The following is a 25,866-nucleotide window of genomic DNA, read 5'->3' as shown; positions in this document are numbered from 1 at the left end:
GTCCGGGACGATAGTGGAGCTTCGGTCACTCTCCAAAGCGACGCGACCGCACACCGTGACAGCGTGATCTGTCAGTAATCGAACGCGCGAGCCGTGTTGTCGTTGATCGCCGACGCCAGGGTGTCCTCGTCGACCCCCTTCACCTCCGCCATCGCACGGAGCGTGACGGGAATGAGATACGGCGCGTTGGGCCGGCCGCGATACGGGGCGGGGGTGAGGAACGGCGCGTCCGTCTCGACCAGGACCAGTTCGATCGGCGCGACGGCCAGAGCGTCCCTCAGCGGCTGGGCGTTCTTGAACGTCACGTTGCCCGCGAAGGACATGAAGTACCCGGCGTCGGCGCAGATCCGGGCCATCTCGGCGTCCCCTGAGTAGCAGTGGAACACGGTCCGTTCGGGGGCGCCCGCGTCGGCGAGCACGCGCAGCACATCGGCGTGCGCCTCGCGGTCGTGGATGACTAGCGCCTTGCCGTGCCGTTTGGCGATCTCGATATGGGCCCGGAAGGACTCCTCCTGGGCGGCCATGCCCTCGGGGCCCGTACGGAAGTGGTCGAGGCCGGTCTCGCCGACGCCGCGCACCCGGTCGAGGGCGGCCAGCTTGTCGATCTCGGCAAGGGCCTCGTCGAGGGCGGCCTTCCCGCCCGGCTCCCGCGCCTCCTGGCGGGACCAGCCGTCCGGGTCGCCGTGGACGATGCGCGGCGCCTCGTTGGGGTGCAGGGCCACCGCCGCGTACACACCTGCGTGCGCGGCCGCGGTCTCGGCGGCCCAGCGCGAGCCCCGCACGTCGCAGCCCACCTGGATCACGGTGGTGACGTTGACCGCCGCGGCCCTGGCCAGGCCTTCCTCGACGGTGGCGTCCTGCATGTCCAGATGGGTGTGCGAATCGGCGACCGGTACCCGCAGGGGTTCGGGCAGTGGCGGGGCTTCCGTACGGCTCATGCCACGATCGTACGAGGACCGTGGCGCCGCTCTCACTTGCGGTGGAAGGGGTGCAGCAGGTCGGAGAGGTGCCAGTGGTGTTCCGCGGCCGCCGGAGCGGCTGCGGATGCGGCTACCGCCTCGCGTTCGCGGACGTCGCTGTCCTCGGGGTGTCCGGCGGTCTCGTACTGCGACTGGAGCAGCCGCTGGACGGTCGACACCCGGCCGGACCGCATGATCCGGACCACATGGCCGTCGCAGTTCGTGCAGGTGGGCTTGGACAGGGGTGACGGGACCCGCTCCCCATTCGCCTTGTAGATGACGAAGTCGTTGTTGGAACCGTCGACGTGGTGCTCTATCTCGTAGGCCTGTTCCCAGCCGTGTCCGCACCTCATACAGGCGAAGGCATACGCCTCATGCACGGTGGTTGCTGCGGTCTCGCTCATGCCTGCTCCTCTTGTCCGCCGGACAAGCACTCCGGAGAATGCGTCCCTGATTCAGTGGACGCCTCTACCGGCGGGAGTGCACCATGCCCTGTCGAGTATTGGAGCGGTCTTGCCCTTCTCGTGGCAAAAGGGGCCAGATGCGCGGCTCGCACTTTGCTCTTTTACGACAGTCCTTTGCCGTCCGCAGGGCCGGTCCGCGACGCGTTCTTTGCGGCGACGACCGCATCGAAGACCTCGCGTTTGGGCAGCCCCGCAGCCGCGGCGACAGCGGCGATCGCCTCCTTGCGCCGCTCCCCCGCCTCCTCGCGCACCCGCACCCTGCGTACCAGCTCGGCGGCGTCCAGCTCTTCGGCCACATCCGCCGCACCCTCGACGACGACGGTGATCTCGCCGCGTACGCCTTCGGCCGCCCAGACCGCCAGTTCGGCCAGCGGGCCGCGCTTCACTTCCTCGTACGTCTTGGTCAGCTCCCGGCACACGGCGGCCCTGCGGTCGCCGCCGAACACCTCGGCCATCGCGGCGAGGGTGTCGTCGAGCCGGTGCGGGGCCTCGAAGAAGACCATGGTGCGGCGCTCGTCGGCGACCTCACGGAGCCGGCCGAGCCGTTCGCCCGCCTTGCGCGGCAGGAAGCCCTCGAAGCAGAACCGGTCGACAGGCAGACCGGACAGGGCGAGCGCGGTGAGCACGGCGGACGGGCCGGGGACCGCGGTGACCTTGATGCCCTTCTCCACCGCTGCGGCGACGAGCCGGTAGCCGGGGTCGGAGACGGACGGCATCCCGGCGTCCGTGACGAGCAGGACCCGGGCGCCACCGGTCAGCGCCTCGACGAGTTCGGGCGTACGCGCCGACTCGTTGCCCTCGAAGTAGGAGACCACACGCCCCGTGGTGTGGATGCCGAGCGCCTGCGTCAGCCGGCGCAGCCGGCGGGTGTCCTCGGCGGCGACGACGTCCGCCGTCTCCAGTTCTGCGGCGAGCCGTGGCGGGGCGTCCGCCACATCGCCGATGGGGGTCCCTGCGAGTACCAGCGTTCCAGTCGTTCCAGTCACATCAGCCATCCTCCCAGCACGGGCGACAGCAGTCGCACAGATGCGTTCCCTACGATGGCGCGGTGACGAGTACTGCGCCCGAAGCCCAGCAGGGTCAAGACGCCGGGGAACAGCACGGCGAAAAGCCGCCTTCCTGGCAGCAGCGGCTGCGCCGCTTCGGCCATTCGCCGCGGCCCGGTATCGGGCTGCGGGAACGGCTGGTCCCGCCGTACAACCGGCCGGGACCGCAGTTGTGGGCGGTGCTGGGAGTGTCGCCGCCGACCGCCGAGCGGCTGGTGCGGTGGTCGGCCTGGGGCGGGCCACTGCTGGTGACGCTGGTCGCGGGGGTGCTGCGGTTCTGGCATCTGGGCAGCCCGAAGGCGGTGATATTCGACGAGACGTACTACGCCAAGGACTCCTGGGCGCTGATCAAGCAGGGGTACGAGGGGTCCTGGCCGAAGGACGTCGACAAGTCGATCCTGGCCGATCCTTCGCTGGTGACGGTGCCGACGGCGCCCGGCTATGTGGTGCATCCGCCGGTCGGGAAGTGGATCATCGGGTTCGGCGAGCAGCTCTTCGGGTTCACGCCGTTCGGCTGGCGGTTCATGGTGGCGGTGCTCGGCACGCTGTCGGTGCTGATGCTGTGCCGGATCGGGCGGCGGCTGTTCCGCTCGACGTTCCTGGGGTGTCTGGCGGGCGCGCTGCTCGCCGTCGACGGGCTGCACTTCGTGATGAGCCGCACCGCACTGCTCGACCTGGTACTGATGTTCTTCGTGGTGGCGGCGTTCGGCTGTCTGCTGATCGACCGGGACTGGGCGCGGCGCAGGCTCGCCGCGGCACTGCCGGTCGACGCGGAGGGGGTGCTGCGCCCGGACGCGCGGATCGCCGAGACGCTGCGGCTGGGGTGGCGGCCGTGGCGGATCGCGGCCGGGCTCTCCCTGGGGCTGGCGTTCGGCACGAAGTGGAACGGGCTGTACATCCTGGTCGCGTTCGGTCTGTTGACGGTGCTGTGGGACGTCGGCGCGCGCCGGACGGCGGGTGCGATCCAGCCGTACCGGGCGGTGATCCTGCGGGATCTGGTGCCCGCGTTCGTCTCGACCGTGCCGGTCGCGATCCTGACGTACATCGCTTCGTGGACCGGCTGGATCATCAGGAACGATCCCGACCACCACGGCTACTACCGGGACTGGGCCACCACCGACGGCAAGGGCGGCAGTTGGACCTGGCTGCCGGACTGGCTGCGCAGCCTGTGGCACTACGAGTACCAGGTCTACGAGTTCCATGTGAACCTGACGTCCGGCCACACGTACCAGTCGAACCCCTGGAGCTGGATCGTCCTGGGCCGCCCCGTCTCGTACTTCTACGAGGAGCAGAACGGCTGCACGGCCTCGGAGACCGGCAAGTGCGCCCGTGAGGTGCTGGCGATCGGCACACCGCTGCTGTGGTGGGCCGCGTGCTTCGCCCTGGTGTACGTCCTGTGGCGGTGGCTCTTCCGGCGCGACTGGCGGGCGGGCGCGATCGCCTGCGGTGTGGCGGCGGGCTGGGTGCCGTGGTTCCTCTACCAGGAACGGACGATCTTCCTGTTCTACGCGGTCGTGTTCGTGCCGTTCCTCTGTCTCGCGGTGGCGATGATGATCGGCGCGATGATCGGGCCCGCGGCGGGCACCGGGGCCAGGCGGGAACTGGGCCTGGTGACGGGCGATCCGTCCGGTGAACGGCGGCGGACATTGGGGGCGGTCGCGGCCGGCGTACTCGTCCTGCTGATCATCTGGAACTTCATCTATTTCTGGCCGCTGTACACGGGCATGTCCATTCCGGAGAATTCCTGGCGCAACCGCATGTGGCTGGATACCTGGATTTAGCGGCTGACGAACACCAAGAGGGCGCGGCCGGCGGCCGCGCCCTCTTGGTGTTCGTCGGCCGCTATCGGTGACCATCGGCCACCGTCGGACGGCCCGCAGACGCCCCCTCAGGGCTTCGGCGACGTCCCGCCGCAGTGCGAAACCGTCGCCCACCCGCCGTCCCAACCCTTGCTTCACCTATCGATATTCGATAGATTCCCATCGCAACTCGATGGAAGGATGGGTCATGGGAAACCTGGCAGTGCGTGCGCTGCGCGCCGTGCTCGTGGTGGTGCTCGCCGGCACCGTGTTCGTACAGGCAGGAATGGTGTGGGCATTGGTCAGCGGGAGCGACCCGGAGGACGGGTCGCTCCCGCTGACCCCGCTGCGCGTGATCACGATCCTGGGCATGATGTCGGCCCAGGTCGCCCTGGTCTGCGTGTGGCGGCTGGTGACGATGGTGCGACGCGGAACCGTGTTCTCCCACGCCGCCTTCCGGTACGTGGACGTCATGATCGGCGCGATCGTGGCGGCCGCTCTCGTGTGGTTCGCGGTCACGGCCCTCAACGCTCCGGGCCAGCGGGAAGACCCGGGCGTCACCGTCATCATGGGCGGGGTCGGCGTGGCCATCCTGGGGGTCGCGCTCATGGTGCTCGTACTACGGATGCTGCTCGCCCAGGCCGTCGCGCGCGATGTCGAAGCGGCGCAGATGCAGGCCGAGTTGGACGAGGTGATCTGATGCCGATCACCGTCGACATCGACGTGATGCTGGCCAGGCGGAAGATGTCCGTGGGCGAGCTCGCGGATCGCGTAGGGATCACGCCCGCCAACCTGGCGGTACTCAAGAACGGCCGCGCCAAGGCGGTGCGCTTCGCGACGCTCGCCGCACTCTGCGAGGTGCTCAAGTGCCAGCCGGGCGACCTGCTGCGCTGGGAGGCCGAGGACGCCGCGGGCGCATGACGCGCCCCAGGGCGGGCGTGAAGACGCCCGCCGACCGCTCACCCTCCTCGGCTCACATGATCATGAAACGGACATCGCGCGAACACGCCGAAGCCCTGACAGCCCCCGCCGCCGAAATTCCGTCCGTAGCCAGGACAGAGCCCTTCCTGGTGGCTCGCCGAGGCATTTCAGGGGCGGGGGTGGTCATTCCGCTCAGGACTCACGCTGTTGCCGTGCGGCGGGGCCACGAATGTGGGCGTGGGCTTTCCGATGTGACCGTCAGTCGGAGCAGCCGGGCACAGGGCTGGAGCTGCCTGCGCAGTTGCTGGGGACGTTGTCGGTGATGCGGATTTGGCCGTTGGTGGTGACGGTGCCGCTGTTACGGATACCGCCTGGGGAGGTGTTGGCGGTGTTGCGGGCCACTTCGACGTCGGTGAGTGTCAGGCTGTTGACGTTGACGATGCCGCCGCCAGTGGTTGCCCGATTCTCGTTGACCTGACTGCGGCGCATGGTCATGTCGCCGAGGACCACCACAATGCCGCCGCCAAGAGCGGCGGAGTTTCCGTTGACCTTGCTGTCTTCGATCACCGCTGGGGTTTGGTCTTGAATGCCGCCGGCCTGGACGGTGGCGGTGTTCTCGCTGACGGAGCTCCGCCGGAGATGTAGGGAACCGTTGCCGATCGTGGCCAGGCCGCCGCCGATGCTGGTGGCGGTGTTGTGCTGGATGGTGCTGTCGTCGATGTCCACCGTCGTGCTGTTGGCCAAGATGCCGCCGGCGTTTGAGGCGGTGTTGTCCTCGATCAGGCTCCTGCTGATCGTCGCGGACCCTCCAGCAAGGTTCACGGCGCCACCCTCGCCCGCGGCGTTCTGGTTCAGCTTGGATGCGATGACCGTCCTCGTCGACGACGACCGCAGCCTCACCCTGCACTGCGTCACCCTCACCGACAACACCGCGGCGCGCCTCCGTTGCCGGTGCTGTTGCCGCCCCGGACGGTCAGGCCTGAGCCGTTCCGGCAACCCTGGTCACGGTCGTCGCGGTGGTCGCGGTCGATGCTGGTGAGGAGCGGGCTGGCAATGTTCCAGGGGGCCGGGCGGTCGCCGCGGTCGCGGCCTCGGTCTGCGCCGTCGAGGGTGAGGGCGCCTGCGGGGCCGGCGACCTCGAAGCCGCCGGAAATGGTGGTGTCGGCGCCATCAACAGTCAAAGCGGCAAGCTGAACGGTCCTGGTTCAACCGCATGTGGTCGGATGCCTGGATTTGACCGGCCTCCTCCTGCCGCTGCCGGTCGCGGTCCGATAACAACTACCCCTGGAGTCACTGCCGTCCCGTAAAGTGCCCGCAAGCGCTCTCTTGAACATGTTCAAGGGAGCCTCCTGGGGAGGGGGACTGCACAGATGCGCAGTGGAGCGAAGGTCGCCGTCATCGGCGGAGTGTTCGTGCTGGTGGTCGGCGGCGTGGGGTACGGGGCCTACAACGTGCTCGACGGGCTCGGGGGCGGCGGGGGTGACGCAGCGGACGGCCGCCCCGCCTCCGCCGTGGTGAAGACGGGGCCGCCGAGCAAGGCGGAGATCAGTGAGACGTCGAAGAAGTTCCTCGAGGCCTGGGCGGCCGGCGAGGCGGCGGACGCGTCCCAGCTCACCAACAACGCGTCCGAGGCCGAACCGGCTCTCAGCGGATACAGCGCCCAGGCCCACGTCACCAAGGCGGTGATCACTCCGGGCCCGGCGACCGGCACGACAGTGCCGTTCACGGTGAAGGCGACCGTGAGTTACGAGGGGAAGTCCAAGCCCTGGTCGTACTCCTCCGAACTGACCGTCGTGCGCGGCCTGACCACCGGCCGGGCGCTGGTCGACTGGAAGCCCTCGGTGATCCACCCGGACCTGGCGGACGGCGAGTCGCTGAAGACCGGCGAGGCTTCCGCCCCGTCGATCCAGGCGCTCGACCACAACGGCAGGGTGCTGACGAAGGAGAAGTACCCGTCGCTGGGGCCGATCCTGGACGCGCTGCGCGAGAAGTACGGCGAGAAGGTCGGCGGGACCGCAGGCATTGAGACCTGGATCGAGTCCGCGGGCGAGGACACCCCGGACCAGACGCTGCTGACGCTGTCCAAGGGGAAGCCCGGCAAGCTGCAGACCACGCTGGACGCGAACGTCCAGGCAGCGGCCGAGAAGGCGGTCAAGCAGTACAGCCAGGCCTCGGTGGTCGCGGTCCGGCCGTCCACCGGTTCGATCCGCGCGGTCGCCAACAACCCTGCGACCGGCTTCAACGCGGCCATGCTCGGCAAGCAGGCACCCGGTTCGACGATGAAGATCGTGACCGCGTCGATGCTGGTCGAGAAGGGACTCGCGGGCGCCAACCAGAAGATCGAGTGCCCGAAGACCGTGATGTACCAAGGCCGTACGTTCCAGAACCTGGACGGGTTCTCCATCCCGGACGGCACCCTCACCACCAGCTTCGCCCGCTCCTGCAACACCGCCTTCATCAAGCTGATCGACGAGACCAAGGACGACGCCGCACTGGCCAAGGAGGCACGGGACGTCTTCGGGATCGGTCTCGACTGGAAGACCGGCTCCGCGTCCTTCGACGGCAGCGTGCCCGAGGCCACCGGCGGTGAGGCCGCCGCGCAGTACATCGGCCAGGGCACCATCGAGATGAACGCACTCAACATGGCGTCCATCACCGCCACCGCACGCAACGGCACCTTCCGGCAGCCGGTCCTCGTGCCGCAGGAGCTGGACGGCCGTCAGCTGGCCACCGCATCCCGTTCGCTGCCCGCGTCCGTCTCCCAGCAGGTGACGAACATGATGCGGCAGACCGCGAGCTGGGGCACCGGCAAGGCGGCGATGGCCTCGGTCGGCGGTGACAAGGGCGCGAAGACCGGTTCGGCGGAGGTCGACGGACAGGCCACGTCCAACAGTTGGTTCACCGGTTTCAGCAACGACCTCGCGGCTGCGGCGGTCGTCCAGTCCGGCGGCCACGGCGGCGACGCGGCGGGCCCGGTGGTGGCTCAGGTGCTGCGCGCGGGGCCGTGATCTGCTCCGACCGGGGTCCGGTGGCCGAAACAGAATCGCGTGCCCCGCTGGACGGCCGCTAGCGTGCGGGGCATGAGTACTCCCGACGCCACGGCTCCCGTCACCCCAGCTCCTGAGGCCGCAGCCGAAGCCCACCCCCGATTCGCCGAAGCCCTGCGCGAGCTGGGCCTCGATGTCGAGATCCGCCGTTTCCCGGAGGCGACCCGTACGGCGGCCGAGGCCGCCGCCGCGATCGGCTGCGACCTCAGCGCCATCGTCAAGTCGCTGATCTTCGAGGCCGACGGGGCGCCCGTGCTGGTCCTGATGGACGGCTCGTCACGGGTCGACGTGGAGCTCGTGCGGCGGGAACTGGGCGCCGGGAAGGTCAAGCGCGCCGGGGCCGACCTGGTCCGGGACACCACGGGATACGCGATCGGCGGGGTGCCGCCCTTCGGCCACCGTACGAAGACACGGGTGCTGGCCGACCGCGGGCTGCTCGACCACGACGTGGTGTGGGCCGCGGCGGGCACCCCGTACACCGTCTTCCCGCTCGACCCCAAGACGGTCATCGGGCATGCCGGCGGCACCGTGGTGGACGTGCGCGAGCAGGCGAAGTGACGCCGCTGGTCGCGATCGCGGTCCTGGCCGCGGCGATCACGCACGCCAGCTGGAACGCGATCGCGCACGCCATCAAGGACCAACTGCTCTCCTTCACCCTGATCTCCGGGGGCGGGGCGCTGCTCGGCGCGGTCACCGCCTGCTTCGTACCGCTGCCGGCCGCGGAGGCGTGGCCGTATCTGGTCGTCTCGGCGGTCCTGCACGTCGCCTACATGGCGCTGCTGATGCGGTCGTTCACGCTCGGCGACTTCGGCCAGATGTACCCGATCGCACGCGGCACGGCGCCCCTGGTGGTGACGGTGCTCGCGGCTGTCTTCGTCGGCGAGCGGCCGGACGGCTGGGCGACGGCGGGGGTGGCGGTCGCCTGCGCCGGGCTCGTCGGCGTCGCGCTCTGGGGCATCCGGGGCTCGCAGGCCCGCCCGCACTGGCCCGCGATCACCGCGGCGCTGGCAACGGGTCTGGCGATCGCCGGCTACACGACCGTCGACGGAGTGGGGGTCCGGGCCTCCGGCACCTCGCTCGGCTACATCGCCTGGCTGATGATCCTGGAGGGGCTCGCCGTCCCGGCGTACACGCTCTGCCGCCGCCGCGGACAACTGGCCGCCCAGCTCAGGCCGTTCGCGGCACGGGGGCTGCTGGGCGCGGCCCTGTCGGTGGTCGCGTACGGGCTGGTCCTGTGGGCGCAGACGAAGGCCCCGCTGGCCCCGATCGCAGCCCTGCGCGAATCGTCGATCATCGTGGGCGCGGCGATAGGGTCGGTGTTCTTCAAGGAGCGGTTCGGCGCACCGCGCATCGCGGCGGCCGGGCTGATGGTCATCGGGATCGGGCTGATGCTGCACACGAGTTGAGCACGCCGTCCCGCGCGCGGCGACGGTCCCGGACGGCAGCGGACGTGCCGTGAACGGACGTGACACCCGAGGATCACCTGTCACGTCCGTACGCGAGAGGCATGCCGCCCGGCGGCGGCCACCCGGCTCAGTCCTCCGCGATCGCCCTCCGGAAGCCTGTGTTCACAGCGAGCAGGCCGCCGTCCACCCGCAGCGTCGTACCCGTGATCCAGGCCGCGTCGCGGGAGGCGAGGAAGGCGACCGCGGCCGCGATGTCGTCCGGTTCGCCGACCCGGCCCAGCGGGTAGACCGCGCTCACCCGGTCCAGCTCGAGGTCACGTCCGGCCCAGGCGTCCGTTCGGATCGTGCCGGGCGCCACCAGGTTGACCCGGACCCCGCGCGGACCGGCGTGGCCGGCGAGCGTACGGGTCAGACTGCCCAGTCCGGCCTTGGCGGCGCTGTAGGCGTGGTTGCCGAAGTCCTGCTCGCCGTTGACCGAGCCGATGTTGACGATCGCGCCCCTCCCCGACGCCACCAGATGCGGCAGAGCGGCGCGCGAGCAGCGGTACGGGCCGGTGAGCGTGGCGTCCAGGTCGCCCTGCCAGACGTCGTCGGGCTCGTCCTCGAAGAGCGGGGTGTCGGGGGTGCAGCGGTAGGCGTTGTTGACCAGCACGTCGAGCGTGCCGAACGCCTCGACCGCGCGGGCCACCGCAGCCTCGACCGCCGCCCGGTCGCCCACGTCGCAGGGCAGCGACTCGGCGGTGGCGCCCGTCTTCCGTATCGCCGCCGCCGTCTGCTCGGCGCGGTCACCGTCCAGATCGGTCACCAGGACGCGCGCGCCCTCGCCGGCCAGCCGGCGGGCCGTGGCCGCGCCGATGCCCTGTCCCGCGCCCGTGATGAGTACGCCGTATCCGTCGAACCTGGAATCACCGGTAGGAGTCATAGCGCCGACCGTACTGCTCTGACCAGGGCCTGGGCACGGGGATCGGCGGTGACTCCCCTCTGCAGACCGTTCGTCACATAGCCGAGCGCGATGCCCGATTCGGGGTCGGCGAAGCCGAGCGAGCCGCCGCGGCCCGGGTGGCCGAAGGAGCCGGGGGCGAGGAGCGGGGCGGCCGGGCCGTGCAGCATGTAGCCGAGGCCGAAGCGGGTGTTCACGACGAGCACCCGGTCCGGGCCCGCGGACTCCTCGGTGCGGGCCAGGGTGAGGGTGGCCGGAGCGAACAGCCGGTGGCCGTCGACCGGTCCGATCATCGCGGCATAGCACCGGGCCAGGGCGCGGGCGGTCGCGGTGCCGTTGGAGGCGGGGAGTTCGGCCGCCCGGTAGGCGGGGTCGTTCTCGTCGGGCAGCGGGTCTATCGCGCCGAACGCGCGACGGGTCAGCGACTCCGGGTCGCGGTAGGCCTCCGTGACCGACCGCTTGGGGCGCAGCCGCAGTGCGCCGCCGTTGTCCTGGAGGGCGGGCGGCTCGACCGGTCCGATCCGGCCCACCCGGTGCGCCTCCTCCGCCGGCAGCCCGAACCAGAAGTCCAGGCCGAGCGGGCGGGCGATCTCCTCGGCGACCCAGCGGCCCACGGTGCGCCCGGTGACCCTGCGCACCAGTTCGCCGACGAGCCAGCTGTACGTCTGCGCGTGGTAGCCGTGCGCGGTGCCCGGCTCCCACTGCGGGCACTGCGCGGCGACGGCCAGCGGCCCGGATATCCCGTCGGCGGCCTCCTGCGGCGTCAACGGCCGGTCGAGGGCGGGGACCCCGGCCCGGTGGGCGAGGAGGTGGCGTACGAGGACGCGTTCCTTGCCGGCCGTCTTGAACTCGGGCCAGTACGTGCCGACCGGTGCGTCCAGGTCCACCTGGCCGCGCTGGTGCAGCAGCAGCGGTACGGCGGCGGCGATGCCCTTGCCCGCCGAGCGGACGATCTGCACGGTGTCGACGGCCCACGGCTCCGCGCCGTCCACGTCCCTCGTACCGGCCCAGAGATCGACGACCTTGCGCCCGTCCCGGTAGACGGCGACCGCGGCCCCCCGCTCGCCGCGGTGCTCGAAGTTACGGATGAAGGCGTCCCTGACCGGTTCGAATCCGGCCGCCACCGTGCCCCGTACGTCCACGCCTGCTCCTGCACTCCCGCTCATCCCCCCATGGTGCACGGCGCCGCAGGTGAGCGGTACCGCGGGTGACGTTCATCCCGGCACGACCGGGGCGGCCGCGCGTCCCCCGCCGGTCACGCGCCCATGGTCACGGAGCGGGGGTCGAATCCGAACGGCAGCTCCAGACGGTGGGCGCGCATCAGCTCCTCGTCGCACAGCAGGTCATGCGTACGGTCGTCGGCGGCGATGACACCGTCGCTGAGGATGACGGCGCGCGGGCAGAGCTCCAGGGCATACGGCAGGTCATGCGTGACCATCAGCACGGTGACGTCCAGCGACCGCAGGATGTCGGCGAGTTCACGCCTCGACGCGGGGTCCAGGTTGGACGACGGCTCGTCCAGGACGAGGATCTCCGGCCGCATCGCGAGCACGGTGGCGACGGCGACCCGGCGGCGCTGGCCGAAGGAGAGGTGATGCGGGGGCCGGTCCGCGTACCCCTCCATGCCGACCTGCTTCAGAGCCTCGACGACCCGCTCCTCCAGCTCGGCGCCGCGCAGCCCTGAGGCGGCGGGCCCGAAAGCGACGTCCTCCCGGACGGTCGGCATGAAGAGCTGGTCGTCGGGGTCCTGGAAGACGATGCCGACGCGGCGGCGGATCTCGGCGAGGTTGCGCTTCTCCACCGGGAGACCGGCGACCCGGACGGTGCCCGCGCCCGCGTCGAGGATGCCGTTGAGGTGGAGGACGAGGGTGGTCTTGCCGGCGCCGTTCGGGCCGAGCAGGGCGACGCGCTCGCCGCGGGCGACGGTCAGATCGACGCCGAAGAGCGCCTGGTGGCCGTCGGGGTAGGCGTAGGCGAGGCCGCTGACCTCGAGGGAGGCGGGGGGCGTCGGTGACATGCTCATAGGGTCCATCCCAGCAGACAGACGACGAGGGCGAGGACGGGGAGTGCCGAGGCGTACGCCCACTGGGCACGGGACGCCGACACTTCGTCGATGACCGGCATCGAGCCGGTGTAGCCGCGACTGACCATGGCGAGATGGACCCGTTCGCCGCGTTCGTAGGAGCGGATGAAGAGGGCACCCGCCGATGCGGCGAGAACCCCCCACTGCCGCAGGCCGCGCGCCTCGAAGCCCCGGGAACGGCGGGCGATCGACATGCGCCGCATCTCGTCGGTGACCACGTCCCCGTACCGGATCATGAACGAGGCGATCTGGACGAGCAGCGGCGGCAGCTTGAGCCGCTGGAGGCCGAGCAGCAGGGAGCGCAGCTCGGTGGTGGAGGCCAGCAGCACCGAGGCGGCGACGCCCAGGGTGCCCTTGGCCAGCACGTTCCAGGCGCCCCAGAGGCCGGGGACGCTGACCGGGACACCGAGGAGTTCGGTCTGCTCGCCCGGCACCACGAACGGCATCAGCAGCGCGAACGCGACGAACGGCACCTCGATGAGCAGCCGCTTGAGGAGGAACCCGGCCGGGATCCGGGCGAGCACGGCGACCGCGGCGATCAGCGCCGCGTACAGCGCGAACGCCCAGACCGCCTCGCGCGGCGTCGAGACGACGACCACCACGAAGCAGAAGACGGCGGCCAGCTTGCAGTGCGGCGGCAGATCATGGACCGGCGAGTGCCCGTGGCGGTAGAGCTTGTGGGCGTGCCCGGCGCCCATCAGACGGTTTCCCGGGTGCGCGCGTCGAGTGCGTCCGGCGTACGGCGGCGGCGCACGGCCCAGAAGACCCCGCTGCCGGCCACGACCGTGGCGCCGACCCCGATCACTCCGGCGAGGCCGCCGGAGATCCGGGCGTCGGAGATGTCCCGGACGCCGTAGTCGGCGAGCGGGGAGTCCTTGGACGCATGCGGCTCGGTCTTCTCGTCGATGCCCTGGTCGGCGGCGACCTTCTCCAGGCCGTCCGGGCTGGCCGAGGCGTAGAAGGAGACGAAGCCCGCGAGGACGAGGGCGGTGACCAGGCCGGTGGCCCAGACCTTGCGCGTCGACCGGCCGGCGACGGGGGCGGTCTCGCGTGCCGGCGCGTCGACGAGTTCGCCGCCGACCCGGAGCTTGAGCGGTGCGGTCAGTCCCCGGGCGCCGTGCACCAGGTCGGGGCGGACGGCGATCACGGCGCCGACGGTCAGCGCCGTGATCAGGGCCTCACCGATCCCGATCAGGACGTGTACGCCGACCATGGCGGTGAAGACCTTGCCGATCGCGATGTCGGTGGTACCGCCGATCCAGTAGATCAGCGTGAAGACGACCGCCGCGGCCGGTACGGACACCAGCGCGGCGACGAACGACGCGACCGTCATGGAGCGACGGGTCCGCGGCAGCACACCGACCAGTCCGCGGAAGAGGGCGTACGCGACGACGGTGGTCGTGATGCCCATGTCGAGGACGTTGACGCCCAGCGCGGTGAGCCCGCCGTCCGCGAAGAGGATGCCCTGCATGAGCAGGACGACGGATATGCAGAGCACCCCGGTATAAGGACCGACCAGGATCGCGGCCAGCGCTCCGCCCAGGAGATGGCCGCTGGTACCTGCGGCCACCGGGAAGTTCAGCATCTGCACGGCGAAGATGAAGGCGGCGACAAGACCCGCGAGCGGCGCGGTGCGCTCATCGAGCTCGCGGCGGGCACCCCGCAGACTGACCGCAACGGCACCCGCGGCGACGACACCGGCGGCGGCGGAGACGGGTGCGTTGATGAATCCGTCGGGTACATGCATGGAGGAGGCTCCGCTTCCTGCTTCGCTGCGCGGGGTCATGAACCTCTCAATGATAGGGCCTTGTTGCGAACCATTCGCAAGAGCGCATACCTCACAGCTGTGCGCCCCGGCCGCCCGGCGCCCTCGTCGCGCCAACCGGTCTCGTCGTGCCAACCGGCCAAAATATGGGACATTAGAGGGCAGGAGTGAATAAATAGGAGGAGTCGGCCATGTCCCCCGTGATCGAAGAGCACACCGAAGCCCGGCTCATCACCGAGGCCACCGACACCTTCACAGTCCCCGTCGACCTGCGGTACGACGCCGGCTCCGACCCGCGAACCGTCCATGTCGCCTTCCCCGGCGGCACCGACTGGGCCTTCGGCCGCGATCTGCTGGAAGGCGGGATGCGCTCCCCGGCAAGGAGCGGCGCCATCCGGATATGGCCGTTGGGCCGGGCACAGCTGGTGGTGGAGAAGCACTCGACGGACGGTGTCGAGGTGGTCCAGTTCGACAACGCGTCGATGATCCGCTTCCTGCACCGCATCCACGACGAGACCAGTCCCGAGGCCGCGCAGGCGGTGACGGCCCGGGCGTGACGGCATGAATGAGCCCCCGTGCCGCTCGCACGGGGGCTCATCGTCGCCCCGGTCCCCCGTCCCCACAGGTAACCGGTGCAGTCCGGGGCCGCGCTCCGCTCAGACGCGGGCCCCGGGGCTCTCAGGGGGTTGCCCCCCCCCGGCAATCAGACCCGGGTCAGCTCGCGCTCACCCTGGGCGTCACCGTGGCCCTCGCCGTCGGACGGCGTCTCGCCGAGCTGCTTGCGCAGCCTCTCACCCTCCACGTCGACGTTGGGCAGCAGCCGGTCCAGCCAGCGCGGCAGCCACCAGGCGCGCTTGCCGAGCAGGGCGAGGACCGCAGGCACGATCGCCATCCGGACGACGAACGCGTCGAAGAAGACCGCGATGGCGAGCGAGAAGCCGATCATCTTGATCATCGACTCGCTGGATCCGATGAACCCGGCGAAGACCGCCATCATGATCACGGCCGCGGCGGTGACGACGCGGGCGCCGTGCCGGAAGCCGGTGACGATCGCCTGCGGGGGCTTCTCCCCGTGGACGTACGCCTCGCGCATCCGGGTGACGAGGAAGACCTCGTAGTCCATGGCGAGGCCGAAGACGACACCCACCATGAAGATCGGCATCATGGACATGATCGGGCCGGTCTGTTCGACACCGAAGAGCGAGCCGAGCCAGCCCCACTGGAAGACCGCGACGACCGCACCCAGGGCAGCGACGACCGAGAGCAGGAAGCCGAGGGCCGCCTTCAGCGGCACCAGCACCGACCGGAAGACCACCATCAGGAGCAGGAACGCCAGACCGACGACGAGCGCCAGATACGGCAGCAGCGCGTCGTTCATCTTCTGCGAGAAGTCGATGTTCATCGCCGTGGAACCGGTGACCAGGACCTCGGCGCCGGTGTCGGACTTGATGTCCGTGCCCGCGTCACGGATCGCGTGGACCACGTTCTCCGTCTCGGCGGAGCTCGGCCGGTCCTTGGGGACGACGGTGATCATCGCGGTGTCGCCGGCCTTGTTGAAGGTGGCCGGGGAGACGGCGACGACGTGCGGGATACCGGAGATTTCGTCGGTGACGCGGTTGACCGCGGTCCTGCCGTCCGAGCTGTTCGCCGTGTCCACGACGACCATCAGGGGACCGTTGAAGCCGGGGCCGAAGCCGTCGGAGAGCAGGTCGTAGGCGCGGCGCTGAGTGGTGCTGGTGGGCTGGGAGCCGTCGTCGGGCAGGCCCATCTCCAGGGAGGCGGCCGGCACGGCGATGGTCCCGAGGCCGATGACTCCGACCAACAGCACCCACACCGGCTTGCGCAGCACGAACCGCGCCCACCGGGTGCCCATGTTCGGCTTCGGCTCCGTCTTGATCTCCGCCTCGGCGGCCTTGCGTGCCTTGCGTCCCATCACCCGCTTGCCCGCGAAGCCCATCATCGCCGGGACCAGGGTCAGCGCGATCAGGACGGCGATGGCGACCGTACCGGCCGCGGCGAAGCCCATCTTCGACAGCATCGGGATGTTGACGACAGCCAGGCCGACCAGGGCGATGACCACGGTGAGACCGGCGAAGACGACCGCGGAACCGGCCGTACCGACCGCCCGCCCCGCCGCTTCCTCGCGCTCGCGGCCCTCGGCCAGCTCGGCGCGGTAGCGGGAGACGATGAAGAGCGCGTAGTCGATGCCGACCGCGAGGCCGATCATCATCGCGAGGGTGGAGGTGGTGGAGCCCAGGTCGAGCACGTTCGCCAGCGCCGTGATCGTCGAGACGCCGATGCCGACGCCGATGAGCGCGGTCAGCAGCGGCAGCCCGGCCGCGATCAGCGACCCGAAGGTGATGACCAGCACGACCGCCGCGATCGCCACACCGATGATCTCGGTGGCACCGGTCTCCGGCATCACCTGGAGCGCGTCACCGCCGATCTCCACGGTGAGCCCGCTCTGCTGCGCCGCCTTGCCCGTGTCCTGGAGGTCGTCCCGTGTCGCGTCGGTCAGCTCCATCGAGCTGACCTTGTAGGAGACGGAGACGTACGCGGTGGAACCGTCCTTGCTGACGGCCTTGCCCGTGTACGGGTCGGTCACCGAGGCGATCTGGTCCGAGCCGGACTTCAGCTCGTCCGCGACCTTGCGCACCTCGGCCTTGTTGGCCGGGTCCGTCATCTTCTCGCCGTCGGGCGCCTTGAAGACGACCCGTGCGGTCGCGCCGTCGGCGCTGGCGGCGGGGAAGCGCTGTTCCAGCAGGTCGAAGGCCTTCTGTGCCTCCGTACCCGGAATGGAGAAGGAGCTGGAGGTGGCAGTGGACGCGGAGGCCGCGCCGAATCCGGCGAGCGCCAGCAGCGCCACCCAGACGAGGGCGACATAGCGGCGGCGCCGGAAGGCGAACCGTCCGAGTTTGTAGAGGAATGTGGCCACGGGGGCGTACTCCCGGTCAGGTCGTGTGAGTGGAAAAGGGCGTGAGGAACCAGCCCGACGACGAGAGCGGCGTGTCAGGTGGAGCTTGGGGAGAGGGCCGTACGGAGGGGACGGGGTCAGACGCCGAGAGCGGGGAGGATCACGGAGTCGACATAGTCGATGAGAAACGCCCGGTCGACGGCGCGGTCCTCGACCAGCTGCCGAGCGGCGAAGGCGCCGATCAGCATGTGCGGTACATATTTCAGCGCCGGGTTGTCCGGACGCAGCTCACCCCGGCCCACCGCTCGGCGGAGCAGCGTGTCGAGGCCGGTCATCTCCGGCTCGATGAGCAGCTCGCGCAGGGCCTGGTGGAGATCGGGATTCTCGTGGACGGCATGCATCAGGCCCCGCATCAGCGCGGAGTCCTTCTCCATCTGGCAGTCGTCGGCACGGCCGAGGGCGGCGTGGAAGTCGCCGCGCAGCGAGCCGGTGTCGATCTCGGCAAGGCCGCCCGGCTTGTTGTGCCGCAGCGCCTTGACGGCCAGCTCCGCCTTGCTCCCCCACTGGCGGTAGAGGGTGGCCTTGCTGGAACGGGTGCGGGCGGCGACGGCATCCATGGTCAGGGCGTCGTAGCCGACCTCGCGCAACAGGTCGAGCACCGCGGCGTACATCTCGCTCTCGCGCTCCGGCGTGAGCCTGGTGCGTGCCATGGTGCGACCTCCTGTTCTCCTGGTCGTACGTCAGTCGCTCGTACATCAGTCGAACGAAACTGTTTCGTACACATCGACGGTACCTCGCCGACTCAGCGAAACTAAATCGTTTCGCTTGTGTGCTGCACCACAACTTGGCGCGCCACGAGTTGCCGGGGCCCTCTCGCACGGAAAGCATTGGGGGGTGAGTGACGACGTCGCGTATCTCCGTTTCCCGCACCTCCACGAGGACCTGCTCTGCTTCGCGGCCGAGGACGACCTCTGGGTCGCTCCCCTCGTCCCCGAGGGGCACCGGCCCGGCCGGGCCTGGCGGGTGACCGTCGACCGGACCCGGGTCAGCCACCCTCGCTTCTCCCCCGACGGAACCCGTATCGCCTACACGACCTGGCGCAGCCTCGACCCCGAGATCCATCTCGCCCCGGTCGAGGGCGGGCCGGCCCGCCGGATCACCTACTGGGGGGCCACCGACGCCCGGGTCCGCGGCTGGACGCCCGATCCGGGCGAGCAGTCCCACATCCTCGCCGTGTCCTCGCACGCCCAGCCGTTCTCGTACTTCTCCTGGGCCTTCAGCGTCCCCACGGACGGCTCCCCCGGCGGGAAGCTCCCCTGGGGCCCGGTCGCCGACATCGCGGTCGCGGACATCGACGGCGAGCGGCGCACGCTGCTCCTCACCGGCACGCCGCCGCACGAACCGGCCGCCTGGAAGCGGTACCGGGGCGGGGCGATGGGACGACTGTGGCTGCACGGCGTGCGGCTGCTGCCCGATCTCGACGGCCATCTGGACGCACCGATGTTCGTCGGCGGACGAATCGCGTTCCTCTCCGACCACGAGGGCGTCGGCAACCTCTACTCCTGTCTGCACGACGGCAGCGATCTTCGCCGTCACACCGACCACGACGCGTTCTACGCCCGGCACGCGTCCAGCGACGGGCGCCGGGTCGTCTACCAGTGCGCGGGCGAAGTGTGGCTGGTCGACGACCTGTCGCCGGACGCGGTGCCGCGGAAGCTGGAGGTGCGGCTCGGCGGGCCGCGGGCCGGGCGGCGTCCGTACCAGGTGCCGGCCGCCAGCCATGTCGACTCGCTGTCCGTGGACGAGACGGGACGCGCGAGCGCCGTCGCGGTACGCGGCAGTCTGTACTGGCTCACCCACCGCGACGGACCGGCCCGCACGATCAGCGACACACCGGGGGTCCGGATCCGGCAGCCCGAGATGCTCGGCAGCATGGGCCAGGTCGCGTACGTCACGGACGCGGACGGTGTGGACGCGATCGAGATCGCCTACCTGCCGCGCGCCAGTGGACCCCGGGAGCCGCGCCGGCTGGCCTCCGGGCAGATCGGCCGGGTCCAGGAGTTGACCTCCGACCCGGACGGCGAACGGCTCGCGATCGCGACGAACGACGGCCGCCTGCTCCTCCTGGAGACCGCCGAAGAGTCCACCGGCGAACCGACCGAACTGATCCGCTCCATCAACGGCCCCGTCCGCGATCTGGCGTTCTCGCCGGACGGCGCCTGGCTGACCTGGTCCCACCCCGGGATCGGCCGCTCGCTGCGGCAGATCAAACTGGCCCGGATCATGGGACCCGGCGCGCCGGTGATCGTCGATGTCACCAACGGCCGCTTCGAGGACGAGAACCCGGTGTTCACGGGCGACGGCCGGTACCTCGCGTTCCTCTCCTGGCGCGGCTTCGACCCGGTGTACGACGTCCACACCGGCGACCTCTCCTTCCCGCTCGGCTGCCGCCCGTACCTGGTGCCGCTCTCCTCGGCCACCCCGTCCCCGTTCGCTCTCTCACCGGAAGGGCGCCCGGCGGCCGGCGGCCTCGACCCGGTCGACGCTCCGGAAGCGACCCCGGTCGAAGGGGCCACGGTCACCGTCGAGTTCGAGGGGCTGGAGAACCGGGTGACACCGTTCCCGGTCACCGCGTCGAAGTACTCGGCGCTCCATCCGGTCAGCGGCGGCGGGCTCGTCTGGCTGCGCTGGCCGATCTCCGGCGCGCTCGGCGAGACGTTCGTCAACCCGGCCGACACCTCGGGCCGCCCCACCCTCGAACACTTCAACATCACCAAGGCCAGAAAGACCGAACTCGTCGGCCATCTCGACTGGTTCGCCGTCAGCGGCGACGCGACACGGCTCGTCGTCATGGACGACGGCGAACTGCGGGCCGTACCGGCCACCGAGGCCGGCGACAGCGACTCGACGGTCTACCTCGACCTGCGGCGGATCCTGCACGACGTCGACCCGCCGGCGGAATGGCGGCAGGCGTACGGAGAGGCGGGGCGCATCATCCGCGCCTACTTCTGGGAGCCGGACATGTGCGGCATCGACTGGGAAGGCGTGCTCGACCAGTACCGGCCGCTGGTCGAACGGGTGGCGACGCCGGACGAGTTCGCCGACCTGCTGCGCGAGGTGCTCGGCGAACTGGGCACCTCGCACGCGTACGTGGCACCCGCCCGCCGCAACGAGGGCCCGCCGCACTACCAGCGGCCGATCGGGCTGCTCGGCGCGAACCTGGTGTGCCGGGACGGAGCCTGGGTGGTCCGGCGGATCCTGCCCGGCGACTCCTCGGACTCCAAGGCCCGTTCACCGCTCGCCGGTACCGGCATCCGGGAGGGCGCGATCCTCACCCATGTCGACGGTCGCCCGGTGGACCCCGTCGCAGGCCCCTACCCCCTCCTCTCCGCGGCGGGCGGCACCACGGTCGAACTCACCTTCCAGCCCGCCGAGGGCGAGGGCCCCGCGCGCCGCGTCGCGATCGTGCCCCTGATCGACGAGCGGCCGCTGCGCTACCAGGACTGGGTGGCCAAACGCCGCGAAGTCGTGCGCGAGCTGAGCGGCGGCAAGTGTGGCTACCTGCACATCCCCGACATGGGCGGCTCGGGCTGGGCCCAGTTCAACCGGGACCTGCGCCTGGAGGTCTCCCGCCCGGCCCTGATCGTCGACGTACGCGGCAACGCGGGCGGCCACATCAGCGAGCTGGTGGTCGAGAAACTGACCCGCACGATCCTCGGCTGGGACCTGACCCGCAACGCCCAGCCGGTCTCGTACGCCTCCAACGCCCCCCGGGGCCCGGTGGTGGCCCTCGCCGACGAGGCGACATCCTCCGACGGCGACATGATCACCGCCGCGTTCCGCCTGCTGGAGCTGGGGCCGGTCGTGGGTCAGCGGACGTGGGGCGGCGTGGTCGGCATGACCGGCCGGCACCGGCTGATCGACGGCACGGTGATCACGGTGCCGATGAATGCGGCCTGGTTCGACGAGTACGGCTGGTCGGTGGAGAACCGGGGCGTCGAACCGGACCTGGAGGCCCTGCGCACCCCGCTGGACTGGGCGGAGGGCCGCCACGCGGTGCTGGACGACGCGGTGCAAGTGGCCCTGGACCTCCTGAAGACCCAGCCGGCCGCCACCCCGCCCACGTACGAAACAGTCCCGGACCGGGCACGCCCGCCCCTGCCCCCGAGGTAACTCGGCGCGGGGGCCCGGCTCCACGGTTCGTCCTCGATCGCCGGCCGGGCCGACTGCCCGCGCCGGCTTCGAGGGCGACCGCGGGCGAATGTGGCCCCACGCCGATGGCGATTCACGAGCGCCGCCCGACGAACGCAGCTCGTGAGCCGGTCCGCCGACGGCAACTCGTGAACCCGTCCGCCGACGGCAACTTGTGAGCCACCCGGCGACGGCAACTCGTGAGCTCTGTCCGACAACGGCATCTCGTGGCCCCGTCCACCGACGGCGATTTGTGAGCCACGTCCGACGACGGCAGCTTGTGGGCCCCGTCCAGCGACGGCAATTCGTGAGCCCACCCGGCGACGGCAGCTCGTGAAGCCGTCCGGCAACGGCCATGTGAACCCACCCGCCGACGACAACTCGTAAGCCACGCCCGCCGACGGCAGCTCGTGAAGCCGTCCGGCGAGGGCAATGTGAACCCGTCCGGCGATTGCGGACAAGGGGGGCCCGGGGGCTTGCCCCCGGATTCGGGAAGGGGCGGGGTGGGGAAGGAAACCCGCCACGCACGCGAAAGGCGCGCCCGGTCTCCCGGACGCGCCCCTCATCCGCGCGAAGCCTCAACCCACGCCTCCGCGCAGGTCACCAACGATCAAGTCAAGACTCGTCGTCGATCCGGTCGTGCGTGCCCCGCGCCGCGTTCCGCGACGTGTTCTGGGCCCTGTCACGCCCGCGCTCCGACGTCTCGGACGACGACCGCTGCCGCGCGTCGCCCTTCTTGTCGCCGACATTCTTCTTCGCCTGGTCGGCGAGCTCCTGCGCCTTGTCCTTGAACTGGTCTGCGATACCCATGCTGTTCACTCCTAGTGGGGTGCTTGGGGGTGGCCCGTAAGGGCCTCGACCAGACTTACACGGCAGGACATCCCACGCATTTCGATCAGTCACGCTGAGTGCCCGAACCCCGCGCACCCCCCGCTCCCCCCACGCCCCGCGCACTCTCGTCCGCCGCACCCCCGGCGCCCACGAGCCCCTTGCCCACGCCCTCCAGCCGCGGCCCGAACCGCTTCATCTCACGCTGCCCGACCACCCCGATGACCGCCGGCAGGTAGCCCCGCACCGACTGCATGCCCCGCAGCCACCACTGCGCGTACACATGCGCGGAACGCCGTTCGATGCCGGCCACGATCCGGTCGATCGCCGGGCCCAGCGGATACGTACGATTCGCCGGCCACGGCAGCCGCTGCCGCAACTCCCGCATGACGTCGTCCTCATCGGCGCCCCGCACCATGTCGGTGTCCGTCCAGGACAGATAACCGACGCCGACCTTCACCCCCCGGTACCCGACCTCCGCCCGCAGGCTGTGTGCGAACGCCTCCACACCCGACTTCGACGCGCAGTACGCGGTCATCATCGGCGCCGGAGTGATCGCGGCGAGCGACGCGATCTGCAGGAAATAGCCGCGGCTCTCCATCAGTGCGGGCAGGAACGCCCGCCCGGTCACCGCGCCGCCGATCAGATTGACCTCGATGACCCGCCGCCACGACTCCGGGTCGGAGTCGACGAACGGCCCGCCCGAGGCGACCCCCGCATTGGCGACGACGACATCGACCTTGCCGAACCGCTCCTTCACCTCCTGCGCGACCTGCGCCATCGCCACATGGTCGGTGACGTCCGCATACCAGTGGGCGCTCTCCGAGTGCAGCCGCTCGGAGACCTTCTTCAGCTCGTCCGGCTCCAGGCCGACCAGCGCCAGCTTCGCACCGCGGGCCGAGAGCTTGCGGGCCAGCAGCTCGCCCACGCCGCGCGCCGCGCCGGTGACGACCACGACCTGTCCTTCGAGACTGCGCCTGCCGCTCATACGACCTCCTCCTCAACACTGCCACCGACCGTGCCGGTGGCAGGGGTGACATACCCGGCGACCAGTTCCCGGATTTTCGCGGTGACCGCCTCCGGCGCCTCCACCGGTGTCATGTGGCCCATGCCCGCCAGCTCGGTCAGCCCCAGACAGTCGGGCAGCGCGGCAGCGAGGGCACGGGCGTGGACCGGCGGCGTCAACCGGTCCTCCGTGCCGGTGATCACGGCCGTGGGCACCCGCAACTCCCGTATCCCCGCGTCGAGATCGAGCTCCGCGAGCACATGCCCCCAGGCGACCCGTGACGCCCGCGGACAGGCGTGCACGATCCTGGCACAGGCCTCGACCCGCTCCGGCGCCGAACCGGCTCCCATCGTCGCGTACTTGAGGATCCGCTTCGAGACGGGTGTGACCGGCCCGAGCGGGGCCCGCGCCCCCAGGATCGCGCGGGTCATCCGGGTCCGGACGGCCCCGGCCCGCATCGGCACGACGAGCGACTCGGCGATCAGCCGCGAACTGCCGGTGCTGCACAGCAGTACGGCTGCCGCGTGCTCACGCAGCCCTGCCCGCCGCGAGGCGGCCATCAGCGTCATGCCGCCCATGGAGTGCCCCGCGAGCACCGCCTGCTCGCCGGGGGCGAGAGCGGCGGCCAGCACCGCTTCGAGGTCGTCGGCGAGCGCGTCGGTGCTGTACCCCTCGGGGCCGACGGCGGGCGTACGCCCGTGTCCGCGCTGGTCGTAGGCGACGACCCGGTGGTCCACCGCCAGGTCCCGGATCTGCGCGGCCCAGAAGTGGGTGTTGCAGGTCCAGCCGTGCGCCAGCACCACCGCGGGGGCGTCGTCCGGCCCGTACACCTCGACGTGGATGCGGGAGCCGTCCGCGGAGACGGCGGTCAGTTCGCGCGCGGGCACCGGCGGGGCGTCCTCGCGTCGCAGCAGCCGGCTCATCGCGCGACCTCCTCGGCGACGGACTTCCCGGCGACGACGGTCTCGGCGGCGGCATCAGCCTTCCGGGGCCGGATGACCTCGTACTCCCCGAGGTCCACCGTCCGTGTCGCACGGCGGAACTCACCTGTCGTCCCCGGCCAGACCGTGGTGTTGCGCCCGTTGGCGTCCAGATACCAACTGGTGCAGCCACCGGTGTTCCAGACGGTCCGCTTCATCCGCTCCTGGACCCGCCGGTTCCACATCCCGACCGCCGACTTCCGCGCGCCGAGCGCGGCCCGTCCGCCCAGGACGTTCAGCTGGCGCAGATAGTCCGCCATGTAGTTCAGCTGGGACTCGATCATCAGGATCATGGAGGAGTTCCCCAGCCCCGTGTTGGGGCCGATGATCGTCATCCAGTTGGGGAAGCCCGCGGCGGTGGCGCCACGCAGCGACTGCATGCCGTCCTTCCAGGCCTCGGCAAGCGTGATGCCGTCCGCGCCGACGACCCGGTCGGCGATCGGCATGTCCGTCACATGGAAGCCGGTGCCGAAGATGATCGCGTCGACCTCCGTCTCCGTACCGTCGGCGGCGACGACGGTGGAGCCGCGCACCTCCGTCAGCCCGGAGGCGACCACATCCACATTGGGCTGGGCGAGAGCCGGGTAGTAGGCGCTGGAGAGCAGGATCCGCTTGCAGCCGATGCGGTACGAGGGGGTCAGCTTGGCCCGCAGCGCCGGATCCTTGATGGCCCGGGCGATGTTGGACTTGGCTATCCTCTCGACGAGACCGAGCTCGTTCGGGTGCTTGGTGAAGGCGCTGACCTGCAACTCCCGTATGCCCCACAGCAGTCCGCGGCGCGCGGCGCCGGTGAACGGCAGCGTGCGGTGCAGCCACCGCTCGGCACCGCTGATGCTGCGGTCCATGCGCGGCATGACCCACGGCGGGGTGCGCTGGAACAGGGTCAGTTTCTCGGCCTTCGGCTGGATCGACGGCACGATCTGGATGGCGGAGGCACCGGTGCCGATCATGGCGACGCGCTTGCCGGTCAGGTCGTAGTCGTGGTCCCAGCGGGCCGAGTGGAAGACCTTGCCGGGGAAGTCGGCGAGACCGGGGATGTCCGGCATCTTGGGGTCGGAGAGCGGGCCGGTCGCGGAGACGACGACATCGGCGACGATCGTGGTCCCGTTCGCGGACTCGATCGTCCAGTTCAGCTCGTCGTTGTCCCACCGCATCATCGTCACTTCGTGACCCAGCCTGATGTGCGGACGCAGCCCGAAGGTGTCGGCGACGCGCTCCAGGTAGGCGCGGATGTGTTCCTGCCCGGAGAAGGTGCGCGGCCACTCCGGGTTGGGGGCGAACGAGAACGAGTAGAGGTGGGACGGTACGTCGCAGGCACAGCCCGGATAGCTGTTGTCGCGCCAGGTGCCACCGACGGAGTCGGCGCGTTCCAGGACGACGAAGTCGGTGATGCCTTCGCGGCGCAGCCGGACCGCGGCCCCCAGGCCCCCGAATCCGGATCCGATCACCGCCACTCGTACATGCTCGTGCTGGGCCATGCTGCCGCCTCCCGCGGTACGTCACACGACTCTGCCAGC

General features: G+C 70.6%; 24 protein-coding genes. 8 read left to right on the top strand and 16 right to left on the bottom strand.

Annotated features, from left to right (window positions below; translation table 11 throughout):
- Positions 1–71: 71 nt before the first annotated feature.
- The 3 genes from OHB49_RS25090 to rsmI form a co-directional block, all read right to left on the bottom strand.
- Complete coding sequence (locus OHB49_RS25090; RefSeq protein ID WP_329163203.1) at positions 72–938, bottom strand: TatD family hydrolase; 867 nt, start codon at positions 936–938, stop codon at positions 72–74.
- A 32-nt stretch (positions 939–970) separates the two neighbouring features.
- On the bottom strand, positions 971–1,363 hold the full coding sequence (locus OHB49_RS25085) for a hypothetical protein (RefSeq protein ID WP_329163202.1): 393 nt from the start codon (positions 1,361–1,363) through the stop codon (positions 971–973).
- A gap of 161 nt (positions 1,364–1,524) precedes the next feature.
- Positions 1,525–2,418 (bottom strand): 16S rRNA (cytidine(1402)-2'-O)-methyltransferase, encoded by an 894-nt coding sequence (gene rsmI / locus OHB49_RS25080; protein ID WP_329163200.1) that lies wholly within the window; start codon positions 2,416–2,418, stop codon positions 1,525–1,527.
- Between the two features lie 53 nt (positions 2,419–2,471).
- On the opposite strand from rsmI, the gene OHB49_RS25075 reads away from it, so the two are divergent.
- From OHB49_RS25075 to OHB49_RS25065, 3 genes are all read left to right on the top strand, one after another.
- A complete protein-coding gene (locus OHB49_RS25075; protein WP_329163198.1) occupies positions 2,472–4,250 on the top strand; it encodes a dolichyl-phosphate-mannose--protein mannosyltransferase in 1,779 nt (592 codons plus the stop codon).
- 226 nt (positions 4,251–4,476) lie between these two features.
- Entirely contained in the window at positions 4,477–4,968 is a 492-nt protein-coding gene (locus tag OHB49_RS25070) for a DUF2975 domain-containing protein (RefSeq protein ID WP_329163197.1), read from the top strand.
- Entirely contained in the window at positions 4,968–5,189 is a 222-nt protein-coding gene (locus OHB49_RS25065; RefSeq protein ID WP_329163196.1) for a helix-turn-helix domain-containing protein, read from the top strand. Before OHB49_RS25070 ends, OHB49_RS25065 begins: the two co-directional genes overlap by 1 nt.
- 258 nt (positions 5,190–5,447) lie before the next feature.
- On the opposite strand, the gene OHB49_RS25060 is transcribed toward OHB49_RS25065, so the two are convergent.
- Positions 5,448–5,915, bottom strand: a complete 468-nt coding sequence (locus tag OHB49_RS25060) for a hypothetical protein (RefSeq protein WP_329163195.1) — start codon at positions 5,913–5,915, stop codon at positions 5,448–5,450.
- Between the two features lie 191 nt (positions 5,916–6,106).
- Positions 6,107–6,370: a hypothetical protein gene (locus tag OHB49_RS25055; RefSeq protein ID WP_329163193.1), complete on the bottom strand. Its 264-nt coding sequence runs from the start codon at positions 6,368–6,370 to the stop codon at positions 6,107–6,109.
- A 189-nt stretch (positions 6,371–6,559) separates the two neighbouring features.
- On the opposite strand from OHB49_RS25055, the gene OHB49_RS25050 reads away from it, so the two are divergent.
- The 3 genes from OHB49_RS25050 to OHB49_RS25040 all read left to right on the top strand — a co-directional run bounded on the left by OHB49_RS25050 (position 6,560) and on the right by OHB49_RS25040 (position 9,642).
- Positions 6,560–8,197, top strand: coding sequence for a penicillin-binding transpeptidase domain-containing protein (locus tag OHB49_RS25050; protein ID WP_329163191.1), 1,638 nt, complete (start codon positions 6,560–6,562; stop codon positions 8,195–8,197).
- Positions 8,198–8,269: 72 nt separating this feature from the next.
- On the top strand, positions 8,270–8,794 hold the full coding sequence (locus tag OHB49_RS25045; RefSeq protein ID WP_329163190.1) for a YbaK/EbsC family protein: 525 nt from the start codon (positions 8,270–8,272) through the stop codon (positions 8,792–8,794).
- On the top strand, positions 8,791–9,642 hold the full coding sequence (locus OHB49_RS25040; protein WP_329163189.1) for a DMT family transporter: 852 nt from the start codon (positions 8,791–8,793) through the stop codon (positions 9,640–9,642). Before OHB49_RS25045 ends, OHB49_RS25040 begins: the two co-directional genes overlap by 4 nt.
- 127 nt (positions 9,643–9,769) lie before the next feature.
- Here the strand turns inward: OHB49_RS25040 and OHB49_RS25035 are convergent, their stop codons facing one another.
- The 5 genes from OHB49_RS25035 to OHB49_RS25015 form a co-directional block, all read right to left on the bottom strand.
- On the bottom strand, positions 9,770–10,564 hold the full coding sequence (locus tag OHB49_RS25035; RefSeq protein ID WP_329163188.1) for an SDR family NAD(P)-dependent oxidoreductase: 795 nt from the start codon (positions 10,562–10,564) through the stop codon (positions 9,770–9,772).
- Positions 10,561–11,724, bottom strand: a complete 1,164-nt coding sequence (locus tag OHB49_RS25030) for a serine hydrolase domain-containing protein (RefSeq protein WP_329166609.1) — start codon at positions 11,722–11,724, stop codon at positions 10,561–10,563. The genes OHB49_RS25035 and OHB49_RS25030 overlap by 4 nt, the downstream gene beginning before the upstream one ends.
- A 113-nt stretch (positions 11,725–11,837) precedes the next feature.
- On the bottom strand, positions 11,838–12,605 hold the full coding sequence (locus tag OHB49_RS25025) for an energy-coupling factor ABC transporter ATP-binding protein (protein ID WP_030976796.1): 768 nt from the start codon (positions 12,603–12,605) through the stop codon (positions 11,838–11,840).
- Entirely contained in the window at positions 12,602–13,363 is a 762-nt protein-coding gene (gene cbiQ, locus OHB49_RS25020) for a cobalt ECF transporter T component CbiQ (protein ID WP_329163185.1), read from the bottom strand. Before cbiQ ends, OHB49_RS25025 begins: the two co-directional genes overlap by 4 nt.
- Complete coding sequence (locus OHB49_RS25015; protein WP_329163182.1) at positions 13,363–14,412, bottom strand: energy-coupling factor ABC transporter permease; 1,050 nt, start codon at positions 14,410–14,412, stop codon at positions 13,363–13,365. The genes cbiQ and OHB49_RS25015 overlap by 1 nt, the downstream gene beginning before the upstream one ends.
- Before the next feature lie 209 nt (positions 14,413–14,621).
- Between OHB49_RS25015 and OHB49_RS25010 the strand changes: the two genes are divergently transcribed.
- Positions 14,622–14,987 carry an SsgA family sporulation/cell division regulator gene (locus tag OHB49_RS25010; RefSeq protein WP_030976792.1) on the top strand — a complete coding sequence of 122 codons (366 nt, stop codon included), beginning with the start codon at positions 14,622–14,624 and terminating at the stop codon, positions 14,985–14,987.
- 146 nt (positions 14,988–15,133) lie between these two features.
- Here OHB49_RS25010 and OHB49_RS25005 read toward each other — a convergent pair whose 3' ends face one another.
- Positions 15,134–17,365: an MMPL family transporter gene (locus tag OHB49_RS25005; protein ID WP_329163179.1), complete on the bottom strand. Its 2,232-nt coding sequence runs from the start codon at positions 17,363–17,365 to the stop codon at positions 15,134–15,136.
- 116 nt (positions 17,366–17,481) lie between these two features.
- Positions 17,482–18,054 carry a TetR/AcrR family transcriptional regulator gene (locus tag OHB49_RS25000; RefSeq protein WP_329163177.1) on the bottom strand — a complete coding sequence of 191 codons (573 nt, stop codon included), beginning with the start codon at positions 18,052–18,054 and terminating at the stop codon, positions 17,482–17,484.
- A gap of 184 nt (positions 18,055–18,238) precedes the next feature.
- On the opposite strand from OHB49_RS25000, the gene OHB49_RS24995 reads away from it, so the two are divergent.
- Positions 18,239–21,517 carry a S41 family peptidase gene (locus OHB49_RS24995; protein ID WP_329163176.1) on the top strand — a complete coding sequence of 1,093 codons (3,279 nt, stop codon included), beginning with the start codon at positions 18,239–18,241 and terminating at the stop codon, positions 21,515–21,517.
- Between the two features lie 633 nt (positions 21,518–22,150).
- Here the strand turns inward: OHB49_RS24995 and OHB49_RS24990 are convergent.
- From OHB49_RS24990 to OHB49_RS24975, 4 genes are all read right to left on the bottom strand, one after another.
- Entirely contained in the window at positions 22,151–22,345 is a 195-nt protein-coding gene (locus OHB49_RS24990; protein ID WP_329163174.1) for a hypothetical protein, read from the bottom strand.
- 85 nt (positions 22,346–22,430) lie between these two features.
- On the bottom strand, positions 22,431–23,351 hold the full coding sequence (locus OHB49_RS24985; protein ID WP_329163172.1) for an SDR family oxidoreductase: 921 nt from the start codon (positions 23,349–23,351) through the stop codon (positions 22,431–22,433).
- The gene (locus OHB49_RS24980; protein WP_329163170.1) at positions 23,348–24,292 is read right to left on the bottom strand and encodes an alpha/beta fold hydrolase; all 945 of its coding nucleotides are present in this window, start codon (positions 24,290–24,292) and stop codon (positions 23,348–23,350) included. Before OHB49_RS24980 ends, OHB49_RS24985 begins: the two co-directional genes overlap by 4 nt.
- Entirely contained in the window at positions 24,289–25,827 is a 1,539-nt protein-coding gene (locus OHB49_RS24975) for a flavin-containing monooxygenase (RefSeq protein ID WP_329163168.1), read from the bottom strand. Before OHB49_RS24975 ends, OHB49_RS24980 begins: the two co-directional genes overlap by 4 nt.
- Between the last annotated feature and the right edge of the window lie 39 nt (positions 25,828–25,866).

The sequence above is a fragment of the Streptomyces sp. NBC_01717 genome, assembly GCF_036248255.1.
Classification (GTDB): Bacteria; Actinomycetota; Actinomycetes; order Streptomycetales; family Streptomycetaceae; genus Streptomyces.
Note: the sequence above shows the minus strand (reverse complement) of the source record. Positions and strands in the feature narration are given on the sequence as shown.